Source organism: Pandoraea sp. NE5, assembly GCF_024363545.1.
Taxonomy (GTDB): domain Bacteria; phylum Pseudomonadota; class Gammaproteobacteria; order Burkholderiales; family Burkholderiaceae; genus Pandoraea; species Pandoraea cepalis.
Map to the genome: position 1 here is coordinate 2,196,319 of NZ_AP025517.1, position 14,397 is coordinate 2,210,715.

Here is a 14,397-nt window from a genome sequence, read left to right on the forward strand (position 1 = left end):
ACCGATCAACCGCCGCCCCGGCGGAGTGTCGTGCCGACATCGCCAGGGCGGGAGCTGTAACGCTCATCTCTCGCGGGCGAACCCACATGGCCGTCAATTTCCCCTCGATCGAAGCCTCCCAACTGCGCGCCGTGCCCGGCGTCGAACTCGGCTGGGCCGAAGCCAATATCCGCAAGCCGAACCGTAAGGACGTGCTGGTCATGCGACTGGCCTCCGGTAGCACGGTGTCAGGCGTTTTCACGACGAACCGCTTCTGCGCGGCGCCGGTGACGGTCTGCAAGGCCCATCTGGCCGCGCAGGCGGGCATTCGTGCGCTTGTCGTCAACACGGGCAACGCCAACGCGGGCACCGGCGAACCAGGCATGGTCGCCACGCGGGCAACGTGCGACGCGCTCGCCAAGCTGCTGTCGGTCAATCCGAACCAGATTTTGCCGTTCTCGACCGGCGTGATCCTCGAACCGCTCCCGGTTGACCGTTTGGTCGCCGGTCTGCCTCAAGCCATTGCCAATCTGGCGTCTGCGCACTGGTACGAGGCAGCGCAATCGATCATGACAACCGATACGCTGCCGAAAGCCGCCTCGCGTGAGATCGTGATCGAAGGCAAGACCCTCGTCCTCACCGGCATCAGCAAGGGGGCGGGCATGATCAAGCCGAACATGGCAACCATGCTCGGCTTTGTGGGCACCAACGCGCGCGTGGCGCAGCCGGTGCTCGACGCGCTCGTCAAGTACGTGGCGGATCGTTCGTTCAACGCCATCACCATCGACGGCGATACGTCGACCAACGATTCGTTTATCGTCGCGGCCACGGGTCAGACCGATCTGCCGGAAATCGCCAGCACGGACACGCCTGCCTTTGCCGCGTTCCGCGACGCCTTGCTGTCGATCTCGCAGGAATTGGCGCAATTGATCGTGCGCGACGGCGAAGGCGCGACCAAATTCATCACCGTGACGGTCGAGGGCGGCCGCGATGTGGCGGAGTGCCGTCAGATCGCCTATGCCATCGGGCATTCGCCGCTGGTGAAGACGGCGTTTTACGCGTCCGATCCGAATCTGGGCCGCATTCTGGCCGCCATCGGCTATGCGGGGGTGAACGACCTCGACGTCAGCAAGGTCGACCTCTATCTCGACGACGTGCTGGTCGCCCGCGCGGGCGGCCGCAATGCCGACTATCGCGAGGAAGAGGGACAGCGCGTGATGAAGCAAAGCGAAATCACGGTCCGCGTGGTGCTCGGGCGCGGCGACGCCGCCGCCACGTTGTGGACGTGCGACCTCTCGCACGACTACGTGAGCATCAACGCGGATTACCGTTCCTAAGCCCTGACGCGAGCGCCGCGCGCCTCCCACCGGGGGCGCAGCGTGTCGATGCCCGATCGGCGTCGGCCCTGCGTCAGCGGCACTGGCCGGCAGTATCGGCCCATCGCCGGCAGGTGACAAAAGCACCGCGGCGGGCAGCGAAAGGAAACGACAACACGACGAAGCATCGACACAAGCGCCCGTGAGCGGCGCGGGGATTTCGAAGCATGGACAAGTTGGAGCAGTTCCTCACGCGCGCGGAAGGCGTGCTGGCCCGGCTGGAGGTGATGTTGCCGCCGGCCACTCCCGAGATCGACTGGAGCGCCGCGGTGGCCTTTCGCTGGCGCAAGAAACAGGGGCGCGGATTTCTGCAGCCCGTGGCGCATGTGTCGACGATCACGCTGGGCGATCTGCAGAATATCGAGCGCCAGAAAGGGCTGATCGAACAGAATACGCGTCAGTTTGTGCATGGCGAGCCGGCCAACAACGTGTTGCTCACCGGTGCGCGCGGCACGGGCAAGTCGTCACTGATCAAGGCTTGCCTGAATCAGTACGCCTCGGAAGGCCTGCGTCTGATCGAAGTCGACAAGGATGACCTGGTCGATCTGGGGGATATCGTCGATCTGATTTCGCAGCGTCCCGAGCGCTTCGTCGTGTTCTGCGACGACCTGTCGTTTGAAGATGGTGAGTCGGGCTACAAGGCGCTGAAGGTTGCGCTCGACGGCTCGGTGGCCGCGCAGTCGGACAATGTGCTGATCTACGCGACGTCGAATCGCCGTCATCTGTTGCCCGAGTACATGAAGGACAACGAAAGCTATCGCCACACCGATGACGGTGAGATTCATCCGGGTGAAGTGATCGAAGAGAAGATCTCGTTGTCCGAGCGATTCGGGCTGTGGGTGAGCTTTTACCCGTTCAAGCAGGACGACTACCTGACGATCGTCGGCCACTGGTTGCAGCATTTTGGCGTGCCGGCGGATCAAACGGAATCGGCGCGTCATGAAGCCCTGATCTGGGCGCTCGAGCGCGGTTCGCGTTCGGGGCGCGTGGCTTTCCAGTTCGCTCGCGACTGGGCGGGCAAGCTTCGGAGTGCGTCACACGCCTCGTAACGTGCGGTCGAGCGGGGCGCCGTGGGCCATCGGCCATGACATGCACCGTTCGACCGGGAAATCCGCAGGCAGCGCAGAGTGCGCAGATGGCGCAAGGATGGCGAAGGACTATGACAGTGTCGAAACGATATGCGCCCGATGGGCGTCCCATCACGGAAGTGGCCGTCGGCGTGATGGTGCGCGCGGATGGCTCGGTGCTCCTCGGTCAGCGTCCGGCGGGCAAGCCGTACGCGGGTTATTGGGAGTTTCCGGGGGGCAAGCTGGAGGCGGGCGAGTCGGTCGCCGCGGCGCTCGCGCGTGAACTGCACGAGGAACTGGGGGTGACGGTGGAGCGTTGCGCGCCGTGGCGCGTCCTCGAACACGATTACCCCCATGCCTATGTGCGTCTGCATTTCTGCAAAGTCACCGCATGGCAGGGCGAGCCGCACGGCAAGGAAGGGCAGGCACTGGCATGGCAGCGCCCGCCGGTGAGCGTGGAGCCGTTGCTGCCGGCGGCGCTGCCGCCGCTGAGCTGGCTCTCGGAGGAGCTCGCCGCAAAGTCGTCGGGGGCGGCCGTAGCGGCCAGTCGCGACGCTGCCGAGTGATCGATTGACCGGTTGACCGGTGACGCCGCGGTTCCGAGCGCGCTCCCAGACGCACAAAAGGCACCCGCGAGGGTGCCTTTTGCGTTGGGTGGGATGAGGGTCGTCCGTGCGCGCTGTGCGGCATCAGCGCATCAGCGCTGCGTCGGATCGAGCGGGGCGTCTTGCGAGGGATCGTCGGGCGAGTCGGCGGGGATCGTGTACTTCTCTGCCGCCCAAGCGCCGATGTCGATCTGCTTGCAACGCTCCGAGCAGAACGGGCGGAATTTCGCCTCGGGTCCCCAAACCACTTTCTTGCCGCAGGTCGGGCAGTTGACGACGGTCGTCATGGATTTAGAGATTGCAGAGCGTGAGCAGGAACGGCACGTCGCTGTCGACCGGACGCGGTTTGAGATCGCCGTCCTGTGTGGTGAAGCGCACCCACAGCATGTACTTGTTGGCGCTGGCTTCGGGAATGACCCGCAACTCGGGCGCCACTCTCACCTGCATCAGTTGATAGACACGGCCGGTCAGCATCTGCTGGTAGCTGCCTTGCTGCGCCATCGCCTTGCTGGCGTGACCGGACTCCCGGGCGAGCCCCAGCACGATGCCAAGGGCGTCGCGTATCGGAAACAGCGGGCCGATCCATTTATCGATGTCCTGACGGCGCTGCTCGGCATCGTTGTGACGCCACGCGTAATACGACGGAAGGTCGAAGCGGCACGTGCCGCCGGGGATCACCGAGCGGCTGCGAATGCTGGCTAGCCATTCGTTGTCGTTCAGATGCTGGCCGGGCTTGCCGGGAATCTGGTTGAGGTTCGCGATCGCCAACTCGACTTCGCCGATGAACTGTTCGAGTGCGTCGGAGGCGATATCGGGATTGCCGCGATAGGTGGTCAGCGTCTGACGTTGCCGGTCGAGTTCCTTGACCAGTTCGTTCTTCAGGTCGGTGCGTCCGGCGATGTCGGCAATCTCGAACATCGTGATCAGCGCCGCGTGATGATCGAGCGGCTGATCCTGCCCGACGAAGAAGGCAAAGCGCCCGAACAGCTCTTCCAGCCGAAGCAGCGTGCGAATGCGTTCGTTGAGCGGATATTCGTACAGGATCAAGCGCGTTGGCCCAGAAGTTGGCGCTTTTCAGCGTAATGGCGACATTCTAATGCCGGAATCTGTCGAGGCGCAACGCGCGTGGGCGCTCAATCGAAGGCGGGGCGTGCGAGCGGCGCTGTTCATGCGAACGCCGGCGTCGATCAACGGCCTTCGGCCTGCGCCGCAAACTTCAGATACGCCGCATGCAAACGGTCGACCTGTGGGGCGAGTGGGGCATGCTGGGCATCGTTGTCGATGACGTCGTCGGCGGCGGCGAGCCGCTGCGCCCGACTTGCCTGACGCGCCATGATCGCCTGCACCTGATCGCGCGTGAAGCCATTACGGGACATGACGCGCGCGATCTGCGTCTGCTCGGTGCAATCGACGACGAGCACGCGCTGCACGCGCTCTCGCCACTTCCCGGATTCCACCAGCAGGGGCACGACGAAAATCAGATAGGGCCCTTGGGCGTCGCTGGCGGCACGCTCGCACTCCGTGCGAATCAACGGGTGGGTAATGGCCTCCAAACGCGCTCTGGCCGCATCGTCCGTGAAGACGGCGTCGCGCATGCGTGCGCGGTCGAGCGAGCCGTCCGGGGCGACAAACGCGTCGCCGAACTCGCGCCGGATCGCGGGCATGGCCGCGCCGTTCGGAGCGGTGATGCTGTGCGCAATGGCGTCGGTGTCGATGATGGCGATGCCGTGCGTGGCGAACAGGTTGGCGACCGTCGTCTTGCCGCTGCCGATGCCGCCGGTCAGGCCGATGGCGTAAGTCATGGCGTTCCTCCAATCCAGATCAACAGGCCATTACCGCCAAACAGCGTGGCGATGCCTGCGGCGGCGAGAAAGGCGCCGAAAGGAAACATTTGATCGCTGCGCAGCCGTCCGGTGAGCCAGGCGGTGCCGGCGATCACGATGGCGAGCGCACAGGCGAGCAGCAGAATCTGTAGCAGGGCGGTCCAGCCGAACCACGCACCCAGCGCCGCGTAGAGCTTGAAGTCGCCGAAGCCCATGCCCTCACGCCGACGCAGCCACCAGTACACCCAATACAACGCCCACAGGCTCAGGTAGCCGGTCGCGGCCCCGACGACCGCCGCCGGGAGCGCGGCGAACCAGTGCCCGAGGTTGCACAGCAGGCCTGCCCACAACAGCGGCAGCGTGAGGATGTCGGGCAGGAGTTGCGTATCGTGGTCGATGTACGCGAGCGCAATGAGTGTCCAGACGAGTCCGAGTGCGCCGAGGCTCTGCCAGGTCGGGCCGAAGCGCCACGCCACGGCGACGCTCAACGCGCCGCTGAGGAGTGAGAGTTGCCAGCGGCGAGGCGCGGCGGCGTCTGCCAACGGGGCGGGAGGTGCTGCGAGTGGGGCGGTGAGCGCTATCGAGGCGGACGGCGGGGCAGCTTGATGAAAGGGAGCGCGCAGGGCCGATGCGTTCGTGGCATCGACTGCCTGCATCTCTTCCAGCCACGCCCGTTCGATCGCCGCGGGCACGCGCCGCACGACGGCATCGAGACCGAGCCCGGCGACGACGCCCAAGGCGGCGAACAGCGCAAGGCGCCAGTGAGGTGCCAGTTCCGCCAGCCAATCGACCCGTAGCAGCTCTGCGTAACCGTTCATGCGACACCGTATCCGAGTTGGAACATCGGCAGGTACATGGCGAGGACCATGCCGCCGATCAGCAGGCCAAGAAGCGTAATCATTATCGGTTCGAGCGCCGCACAGGCACTGACCAGCGCGTGCGAAGCGTCTTCGTCGAGCAGGCCGGCGGCCTGGTTGAGCATGCGCCCGAGTGTACCCGATTCCTCCCCGATCACGGTCAGTTGCGCGATGATCAGGGGCCAGTGTGCATTGGCCTCGAGCGAGGTCGCCAGACGGGCACCTCGGGCGACTTCCCGGTGCACGTCGTGCGCCGCGCGCTGCATGACGAGGTTGCCGCATGCGCTCGCAGCGGCGTCCATCGCGTCGGGAAGCGCGACGCCCGCGTCGAGCAACGTGCCAAGGGTTCTGGCCCACCGGGCAGCGCTCAGCATGCACAGGATGCGTCCTGCACCCGGCAGTTGCAAGAGCAGGCGATCCCGGAGACGCCGCGTTCGGGGGCTGCGGCGCAATGCCGCCGCGACGACCAGCCCGGCGGTGCCCAGGCCGACCAGCAGCCACGGCCCGTTTGTCAGCGACGCTCGCGAGAGGTCGATGAGCCATCGCGTGAGCGGCGGCAGGGGCATGCCGCCACCGGCGGCGCTGGCGAACAGACGCTCGAACTCCGGGATCACCCACTGCAGCAGCGCCATCACGACGGCCAATGCGACGACCAGCACCGTCAGCGGATAGGCAAGCGCGCGCTGGAGCTTCTCTCGCACCGTTCGTGTGTGATCGTAGTGCGCACTCAGACGCGCCAGCGTTGGGCCGAGCTGACCGCTCAGTTCGGCGGCGGCAATCAACTGACAGTCGACGCCGCTGAATCGGTGGCTGGCCTGCGCCATCGCGTGTGCCAACGGATGCCCGCGCCCGACGTCCAGTCCGATATCGGACGCGAGCCGCTTGAGCCCTCGCGTATGGGCGCCACGCGCGAGTACGTCGAGGGCTGACGTGAGCGGCACCCCTGCACCGAGCAACGTGGCGAGGCGTCGAACCAGATCGGTGGCATCTGCCGTTCCGACGCGTCCGGAGGGCGTATGCCGGCGACCCGGCCGCAAATGCGTGATCGTCATGGGCTGGCCGCGCAGCAGCAAACGCGCGGCGGCTTCACCGTGGGCGAGCACCTCGCCGCGCCGGCGTTGCCCCTGGGCATCGCGACCTTGCCAGTGCCAGCGGCGGGGCTGCGTTATACGCGACATGGTTCACCCCTGCGCGTTGTGACGCGCGGCGATAGGCGGCTCGACCCTACTGCGGCCTGGCACGCGGCATGTGCCGATGGCATCGACGTGTTAGTCCGCGCGCGCGGTAGATGAGCATCAGGCGGGCGTCGTCGCATCGACATCCTCCTCGCTTACGGTGCCTGTCGCGCAATGCCAGAGACCGGCTTCGCGCAGGGTCATGACACCTTCGCGCTGCGCTTGCGCCGCGAGTGCGTGCGGGCTTCGGGCCTGTGCAATGTTGGTCGCCTGCGTCGCGCTGATCGGCATGACCTGGAACGCACCGATGCGCCCGGCGAATCCGGTGCCGTGACAGCGCATGCAGGGCGGGCCGGCCCGGGCGATGTCCTCTGGCGCACGACCGGGTTCGCAACCCGCCGGGCACCGACGCCTGAGCAAGCGCTGTGCGCTGATGAGCAGCAGCGTCGATGACAGATTGAACGGTGCGACCCCGAGATCGAACAGTCGGGCGAGTGTGCTCGTCGCGTCGTTCGCGTGGACGGTTGCGAATACGAGGTGTCCGGTCTGTGCCGCCTGCACGGCGATCTCGGCGGTTTGGGTATCGCGAATCTCGCCGACGACGAGCACGTCCGGATCCTGTCGAAGAAACGCGCGCAAGGCGGTCGCGAAGTCGAGCCCGGCGCGCTCGTTGAGATTGACCTGCGTGACCCCTGGCAAGCGGATTTCGACCGGGTCTTCGATGGTGACGATATTGCGCGAGGTGTCGTTGAGCCGCTTGAGGCAACTGTAAAGTGAGACGGTCTTGCCGCTGCCGGTTGGGCCGGTCAGCAGAATCATGCCGTGTGGTCGGGCAATGGCGCGCGTGAGCGCGAGGTACTGCTTTGGCGTGTAGCCGAGTCCTTCCAGCGAGAGCGGAACCTTCGCGCCATCGAGCAGGCGCACGACAAGCTTCTCGCCGTGCAGCGTGGGCAATGCGCTGACGCGGCACTCCACGGGTTCGCCCGCTTCGCGCCACACCATGCGCCCGTCCTGCGGCAGACGCTTCTGGGCGATATCCAGATTGGCGAGCACCTTCAGGCGTGAGACGAGCATGTCGCGCCACGGCAGCGGCACATCGCAGTGCTCGTAAAGATGGCCGTCGATCCGCAGTCGAATGCGAAAGCGTTGTGCCATCGGCTCGAAGTGCACATCGGACGCGCCAGCCCGAACCGCCTCGCCCAGCATCTGTTCGAGAAACTGCAAGGGGGTGGTGGCGTCGAGCGGTGCGCGCGACGTGGCCGCGAGCGGCTCGGTGGCTGTCGCCGTGGCGGAGAATTCAGAAGAATGAAATGACATGACAGGGTCTGACGAGTGCTGCGTGAAACGTCAGTCTCGTCAAAACCTTGGAGCGGCTCAATCGGAATTGCCCGAAAAATGGGCGGGTGTCACGTGCAGTGAACGACGGCGACTCAATCCTGCGACGGCGTTCGTGTGCCCGGCTTGAACAGGCGCACCATTTTGATCGCCTGATTGTCGATTTGCACGATTTCCATGCGAACGCCGCTGATCTCGAGGCTGACGGTGGCCTCGGGAATCTCGCGCAGCACTTCGAGGATCAGACCATTGAGCGTCTTCGGACCGTCGGTCGGCAAATGCAGGTTCAGTCGGCGATTCAGGTCGCGCAGCCCTACGCCGCCGCTGACCAGGCAATCGTCATCCGAGGTCCAGCCTGACCGGCTTCCCCCCGTACCCGGCATGCTCGTCGTGAATTCGCCGATGAGTTCCTCGATGATGTCCTCGGTGGTGAGCAGTCCCTCGACTTCGCCGTATTCGTTGACGACCAGCCCGATGCGCCGATGGTTCTCCTGGAAATACTGCAGTTGCCGCAACGCGGGCGTGTCGCTCGGGATGAAATACGGCTCGACGAGCAACGCGCGCAACGTGTCGGCCGAGAGATCGTCCGGGTGTTGCAGGGCGGCCAGCGTGCGGCGCACCGGCAGAATGCCGATGACGCGATCGATGTCGCCGTCGTAGACCGGCAGCTTGTTGTGATAGCAGGTCGCTAGCTGCGAGAGCAGCGTGTCGAGCGGTGCCGAGATGTCGAGTGCCTCGATGCGCGCGCGCGGCACCATCACGTCGTCGACCGCGATGTTTTCAAGATCGAGCAGATTGAGCAGCACACTGCGCGGCTTGGTCGGCATGTAGTTGCTGGCCTCGAGCACGATGGTGCGCAGTTCTTCCGTCGTGAGACGAACTTCGCCGGCTGCGCGACGTGTGTCGATGCGCAGCACGCGCAGCATGCCGCGCACGAAGCCGTTGAGCACCCACACGAGCGGCGCGGCCAGCGTCACGATCGGCTTGAGCAATCGGCTCGTCGGCAGTGCAATGCGTTCGGGATACGTCGCACCGACGATCTTCGGTCCGATCTCGGCAAAGATGATGATGAGCAGCGCAATGAGTGCCGTTGCGACCGAGAGCGTGATTGCGTCGTTGCCAAAGTAGCGCACCGCGATCGACGTGGTGAGCACGGGGACGACGGTATTGATGACGTTATTGCCGACGAGAATCGTCGAGAGCAGGTCTTCGGTGCGAGCGAGCAGGCCTTGCGTTGTCCTGGCACCGTGCGCGTTCATCCGGACGAGGTGTTTCAGGCGATGGCGGTTGAGCGCCATCATGCTCGTTTCGGAAATGGAAAAGAATCCCGAGCAGATGATCAGGAGGGCGACGGCGCAAATCTGCGCCCACAAGGGCAGGGCTTCCAAGCGTTTGGGTGCGTAAATGGCACGGGCGGGTGGCAATGAGTTGCCACTATAGCAGAGGGGGATGCGGCGGTCGGCCGCGTCGGGCACCGGGTGCGCTGTACAAGCCTGATGCGTTGGACGCCAAGCGATTCGAGGCCTGGACGCATCGCGATGATGCGCCGATGATGCGTGCAACAGGCATAAAAAAACCGCCGGACACGTCCGGCGGTTTTTTTGCTTTGCTCGCAAGCAAAGGTAATTCTGGTCGGGGTGAGAGGATTCGAACCTCCGGCCTCTACGTCCCGAACGTAGCGCTCTACCAGGCTAAGCTACACCCCGCTTTCGATACTGCTACTTCGCCGTTAAGTGCGTCGCGCTATCGAGTAAGAACACAATTCTAGCAGGCTATTTTTGTATTGGGAAGAGGGTAGCGCTGAAATTGTTTGTGCCGCAGCGTCGGCTTCTTCTTTGGCACGTGCCAGCGTGTAATCGAGCGCGCCCGTGCGCGTGATCGCGGCGAGGATCGGTTCGAACTTGTCGGTGCCGCCATTCTCGATGGCTTCACGCACGAGTGCGCGCTCGTCGTCGGTGCCATGTTGCAGCACGTGAATGAGCGGCAGCGTCGGCTTACCCTCGCGCAGATCGTCGCCGGCGTTCTTGCCCATCGCGTCGGTGTCGCCTGCGTAGTCGAGCCAATCGTCCATCAACTGGAATGCGGTGCCGAGACGTCCGCCGTATTCGCGCACGGCTGCTTCGGTTTGCGCGTCGGCGTTGGCGAGCACGGCAGCGAGTTGCGTTGCCGCTTCGAATAGCGTGGCCGTCTTGTACTGGATGACCTGCAGATAGCGCGCTTCGTCGACGTCCGGGTCGTGCATGTTCAGCAACTGCAACACTTCGCCTTCGGCAATCACGTTGGTGGCGCGCGCGAGAATTTGCATCACGCGCATGTTGTCCACGCTCACCATCATTTCGAAGGAGCGTGAATACAGGAAGTCGCCCACCAATACCGAAGCCGCGTTGCCGAACAGCGCATTCGCCGTTTGCTTGCCGCGACGCAGGTCGGATTCGTCGACGACGTCGTCGTGAAGCAGTGTCGAGGTATGAATGAACTCGATGACCGCCGCCAACTCGAAGCGATGCGGTGAGCTCACGCCAAGCGCACCGGACACGAGCAGCAGCAACGCCGGGCGCAGCCGTTTGCCGCCCGAATTGATGATGTATTCCGAGATCTGATTGATCAGGACCACCTCGGAGGCCAGCCGGTGGCGGATAAGCTGGTCGACGGCACGCATGTCGTCGGCGATGGCGGCCAGTACGTTCTGGGAAGAAGTCGAAGCAGTCAAGACAAGGCTCGGGTGAGGAAAATTTCGCCCCAAATTATATAGTGGGCGCGGCGACTTTCGGGGACCAGCCCCGCGGTTTGACAGGTTTCACGGAAGTCTTTGACGCAAAAGGAGAAAGTCTGTATAATCTCCGGTTTTCGTGCGCGCATTCGTTGCGACAAGTCCGGGAATACCTAGGTATGACGGTCTGCGGCGGTGCGATGGGCTGGTAAGTCGAGTCCTTTCGGGACCCTCGGCCTGCGCGGAAAATTCTCTTGTTTATGAGTGAGGTTCAACAATGTACGCGGTCATAAAAACCGGCGGCAAGCAATATAAGGTTGCTGCTGGCGAAAAACTTAAAGTAGAACAGATACCGGCTGACATTGGCGCTGAAATCACCATCGACCAGGTTCTCGCCGTAGGCGAGGGCGAATCGATTAAGTTCGGTGCGCCGTTGGTCAGTGGGGCTTCCGTCAAGGCTACCGTTATCGCCCAGGGTCGTCACCCCAAGGTGAAGATTTTCAAGATGCGCCGTCGCAAGCACTACCAAAAGCGTCAAGGCCATCGCCAAAACTACACCGAGCTGCGTATCGACAGCATCAACGGCTAATCGATCGAGCTAGGTAAGGAGTTAAGTCATGGCACACAAAAAAGCAGGCGGATCGTCCCGTAACGGCCGCGATTCAGAGTCGAAGCGCCTCGGCGTGAAGGTGTACGGCGGTCAGGCGATCCTGGCTGGCGGCATCATCGTTCGCCAACGTGGTACTCGTATGCATGCCGGCGAAAATGTCGGTATTGGTAAGGACCACACGCTGTTTGCACTGGCCGACGGCCATGTGCAATTCGCCATCAAGGGCGCAGCGAAGAAGCAAGTGGTTAGCGTGGTGCCGGCAGCGTAAGCTAAGCCTTTTGCCACCAAAAGGCTCCGCTCCCATGCGGAGCCTTTTTTGTTTTTCCCGCCGGAGCGCGGCGAGCATTTTGCGCGTCGGTCGGGCCATTACACAGCGTTAGGATCGTCTGCGGACGGTCGATTGAGCGGAACGGACCCCCATGAAATTCATTGACGCAGCGCGTATCGAGGTGATCGCCGGGAACGGCGGCAACGGCTCGGCATCGATGCGCCGCGAGAAATTCGTGCCGTTCGGCGGACCCGACGGCGGCGACGGCGGTCGCGGCGGCAGCGTGTTTGCCGTGGCGGATCGCAATATCAACACCCTGATCGATTACCGCTACGCGCGGAAACACCTCGCAAAGCACGGGGAATCCGGTCGAGGCGCAGATTGCTATGGCAAGGGGGGCGAGGATGTCTACCTGCGCATGCCGGTCGGCACCATCATCAGCGACATGGACACCGGCGAGACCATTGCCGACCTGACCGAACACGGTCAGGAAGTCGTGCTCGCCCAAGGGGGCGCGGGCGGTCTGGGCAACCTCCATTTCAAGTCGAGCACGAACCGCGCGCCCCGTCAGAAGACGGACGGCAAGCCGGGCGAGCGTCGCATGCTCCAGCTCGAGCTGAAGGTGCTCGCAGACGTCGGTCTGCTCGGCATGCCCAACGCGGGCAAGTCGACGTTCATCGCTTCGGTGTCGAACGCGCGCCCGAAGATCGCCGATTATCCGTTCACGACGCTGCACCCCAATCTGGGGGTCGTGCGCACCGCGCCGGGCAAGAGCTTCGTGATTGCGGATATTCCCGGCCTGATCGAAGGCGCGGCCGATGGGGCCGGCCTCGGTCACCAGTTCCTGCGTCACTTGCAACGCACGGGCCTGTTGCTACACATCGTGGATATTGCGCCGTTCGACGAGGGTGTCGATCCGGTGGCGGATGCCAAGGCCATCATCCTTGAGCTCCAGAAGTACGACGAGGAACTGTTCCAGAAGCCGCGTTGGCTGGTGCTCAACAAGGTCGACATGGTGCCGGAAGCGGAACGCGCCGAGCGCGTTGCCGACTTCCAGAAGCGCTTCGCCTGGGACGGTCCGACGTTCGAGATTTCCGCCTTGACCGGCGAAGGTTGCGAGAAGCTGTGTCTGGCCGTGCAAGAGTATTTGTATCAACAACGCGGTGCCGTGGAAGAAGCGATGGAAGATGCTGCACAGGATCCGCGTTTTCGCGCGGGCAGTGCCGCCCCGGCGGCCGACGTCGCCCCGCAGACGCCCCCGGACGACGCGCCAAAGGCGTAAACTCCGTCTCACTCAAACGCTGGCGATGGCGCTGCCTGTCATCGCGCCAATGCCAGCGATCCGGCTGCGATAGCGCCGACTTCCCAATACATTCGCAGGAGAATCCAGTTCCATGCGTTCGGTCATCGCCGATGCCAAGCGGCTCGTGGTGAAAGTGGGATCCAGTCTCGTGACCAACGACGGTCGCGGGCTGGACGATGTCGCGATTGCGCGATGGGCACAACAGATCGCCGCGCTGCGGCATGGTGGCGATGGTCGTCCGCCAAAGCAGGTGGTGCTCGTCAGCTCGGGTGCCATTGCCGAGGGCATGCAGCGCCTCGGCTGGGCGCGCCGTCCGACCGCCATCGACGAATTACAGGCGGCGGCGGCCGTGGGACAAATGGGCCTCGCGCAGGTCTATGAGACGCGCTTCGCCGAGCACGGCGTGCGCACCGCGCAGATTCTGCTCACGCACGCCGATCTGGCCGACCGCGAACGCTATCTGAACGCGCGAACGACCTTGCTCACATTGCTTCGTCTGGGTGTGGTGCCGATCATCAACGAGAACGACACGGTCGTGACCGACGAAATCAAGTTCGGCGATAACGACACGTTGGGCGCACTCGTGACGAATCTGATCGACGGCGACGCACTGGTCATCCTGACCGATCAGTCGGGCCTGTACACGGCCGATCCGCGCAAGGACCCCAAGGCCGAGTTCGTCCACGAGGCCGATGCGGGTGACGAGCGTCTCGAAGCGATGGCCGGTGGCGCGGGCACCAATATCGGACGCGGCGGCATGCTGACGAAAATCCTGGCGGCCAAGCGCGCAGCGACCAGCGGCGCGCATACCGTGATCGCGTCGGGGCGCGAGGACGACGTGCTTGTGCGTCTGGCGAGCGGCGAGGCCATCGGCACGCAGTTGGTCGCGCGCACGGCCGTGCTCACCGCCCGCAAGCAATGGATGGCCGATCATTTGCAGGTGCGCGGTCGCGTGGTGATCGATGCGGGCGCGTGCAAGAAGCTGACGCAAGAGGGCAAGAGCCTGCTGCCGATCGGTGTGATCGATGTCGAAGGCACGTTTGCTCGCGGCGAAGTGATTGCCTGCGTGGACGAGGGCGGCCTTGAAGTCGCGCGCGGGCTGTCGAATTACAGCGCCTCGGAGGCGCGTCTGATTCGGCGTCACCCGAGCAGCGACATCGAGCAGGTGCTGGGCTTTGCGAACGAGCCCGAGCTGATCCATCGCGACAATCTGATCTTGCGCTGAGCCGCACGGCGGGGCGATGGCCTCGCGCCTGACAGACAAAACGCCGGCACGCATTTGAACTGCG

Annotated in this window: 15 protein-coding genes and 1 tRNA gene; 7 read left to right on the forward strand and 9 right to left on the reverse strand. The window is 64.0% G+C overall.

The genetic code is table 11. From position 1 onward, the window contains the following. The first annotated feature begins 86 nt into the window (after positions 1–86). From argJ to PanNE5_RS10035, 3 genes are all read left to right on the forward strand, one after another. A complete protein-coding gene (gene argJ / locus PanNE5_RS10025; protein ID WP_017234746.1) occupies positions 87–1,316 on the forward strand; it encodes a bifunctional glutamate N-acetyltransferase/amino-acid acetyltransferase ArgJ in 1,230 nt (409 codons plus the stop codon). 206 nt (positions 1,317–1,522) lie between these two features. Continuing rightward, positions 1,523–2,404 carry an ATP-binding protein gene (locus PanNE5_RS10030; RefSeq protein ID WP_017234745.1) on the forward strand — a complete coding sequence of 294 codons (882 nt, stop codon included), beginning with the start codon at positions 1,523–1,525 and terminating at the stop codon, positions 2,402–2,404. 110 nt (positions 2,405–2,514) lie between these two features. Continuing rightward, on the forward strand, positions 2,515–2,988 hold the full coding sequence (locus PanNE5_RS10035) for an NUDIX domain-containing protein (protein WP_017234744.1): 474 nt from the start codon (positions 2,515–2,517) through the stop codon (positions 2,986–2,988). A 131-nt stretch (positions 2,989–3,119) separates the two neighbouring features. On the opposite strand, the gene yacG is transcribed toward PanNE5_RS10035, so the two are convergent. From yacG to PanNE5_RS10080, 9 genes are all read right to left on the reverse strand, one after another. After that, positions 3,120–3,314, reverse strand: a complete 195-nt coding sequence (gene yacG / locus PanNE5_RS10040; protein ID WP_017234743.1) for a DNA gyrase inhibitor YacG — start codon at positions 3,312–3,314, stop codon at positions 3,120–3,122. 4 nt (positions 3,315–3,318) lie between these two features. Further along, positions 3,319–4,074, reverse strand: a complete 756-nt coding sequence (zapD, locus tag PanNE5_RS10045) for a cell division protein ZapD (protein ID WP_017234742.1) — start codon at positions 4,072–4,074, stop codon at positions 3,319–3,321. A gap of 140 nt (positions 4,075–4,214) precedes the next feature. Further along, positions 4,215–4,829, reverse strand: a complete 615-nt coding sequence (gene coaE, locus PanNE5_RS10050; protein WP_017234741.1) for a dephospho-CoA kinase — start codon at positions 4,827–4,829, stop codon at positions 4,215–4,217. Next, positions 4,826–5,668, reverse strand: a complete 843-nt coding sequence (locus PanNE5_RS10055) for a prepilin peptidase (protein ID WP_017234740.1) — start codon at positions 5,666–5,668, stop codon at positions 4,826–4,828. The genes coaE and PanNE5_RS10055 overlap by 4 nt, the downstream gene beginning before the upstream one ends. Continuing rightward, positions 5,665–6,885 carry a type II secretion system F family protein gene (locus PanNE5_RS10060; RefSeq protein WP_261939701.1) on the reverse strand — a complete coding sequence of 407 codons (1,221 nt, stop codon included), beginning with the start codon at positions 6,883–6,885 and terminating at the stop codon, positions 5,665–5,667. The genes PanNE5_RS10055 and PanNE5_RS10060 overlap by 4 nt, the downstream gene beginning before the upstream one ends. 117 nt (positions 6,886–7,002) lie before the next feature. Beyond that, a complete protein-coding gene (locus PanNE5_RS10065; protein WP_017234738.1) occupies positions 7,003–8,199 on the reverse strand; it encodes a GspE/PulE family protein in 1,197 nt (398 codons plus the stop codon). Positions 8,200–8,312: 113 nt separating this feature from the next. After that, positions 8,313–9,605 carry an HlyC/CorC family transporter gene (locus tag PanNE5_RS10070; protein WP_026132106.1) on the reverse strand — a complete coding sequence of 431 codons (1,293 nt, stop codon included), beginning with the start codon at positions 9,603–9,605 and terminating at the stop codon, positions 8,313–8,315. 241 nt (positions 9,606–9,846) lie between these two features. After that, positions 9,847–9,923 (reverse strand) — tRNA-Pro (locus tag PanNE5_RS10075). A gap of 23 nt (positions 9,924–9,946) precedes the next feature. Then, on the reverse strand, positions 9,947–10,876 hold the full coding sequence (locus tag PanNE5_RS10080) for a polyprenyl synthetase family protein (protein ID WP_083902357.1): 930 nt from the start codon (positions 10,874–10,876) through the stop codon (positions 9,947–9,949). A gap of 328 nt (positions 10,877–11,204) precedes the next feature. Here PanNE5_RS10080 and rplU point away from each other — a divergent pair, with 328 nt between their 5' ends. The 4 genes from rplU (at position 11,205) to proB (ending at position 14,333) form a co-directional block, all read left to right on the forward strand. Further along, positions 11,205–11,516: a 50S ribosomal protein L21 gene (rplU, locus tag PanNE5_RS10085; RefSeq protein WP_010803930.1), complete on the forward strand. Its 312-nt coding sequence runs from the start codon at positions 11,205–11,207 to the stop codon at positions 11,514–11,516. 28 nt (positions 11,517–11,544) lie between these two features. Next, the gene (gene rpmA, locus PanNE5_RS10090; RefSeq protein WP_017234735.1) at positions 11,545–11,805 is read left to right on the forward strand and encodes a 50S ribosomal protein L27; all 261 of its coding nucleotides are present in this window, start codon (positions 11,545–11,547) and stop codon (positions 11,803–11,805) included. A gap of 151 nt (positions 11,806–11,956) precedes the next feature. After that, positions 11,957–13,087: an Obg family GTPase CgtA gene (cgtA, locus tag PanNE5_RS10095; protein WP_017234734.1), complete on the forward strand. Its 1,131-nt coding sequence runs from the start codon at positions 11,957–11,959 to the stop codon at positions 13,085–13,087. Between the two features lie 112 nt (positions 13,088–13,199). After that, a complete protein-coding gene (gene proB / locus PanNE5_RS10100; RefSeq protein WP_150564265.1) occupies positions 13,200–14,333 on the forward strand; it encodes a glutamate 5-kinase in 1,134 nt (377 codons plus the stop codon). Positions 14,334–14,397: the final 64 nt, after the last annotated feature.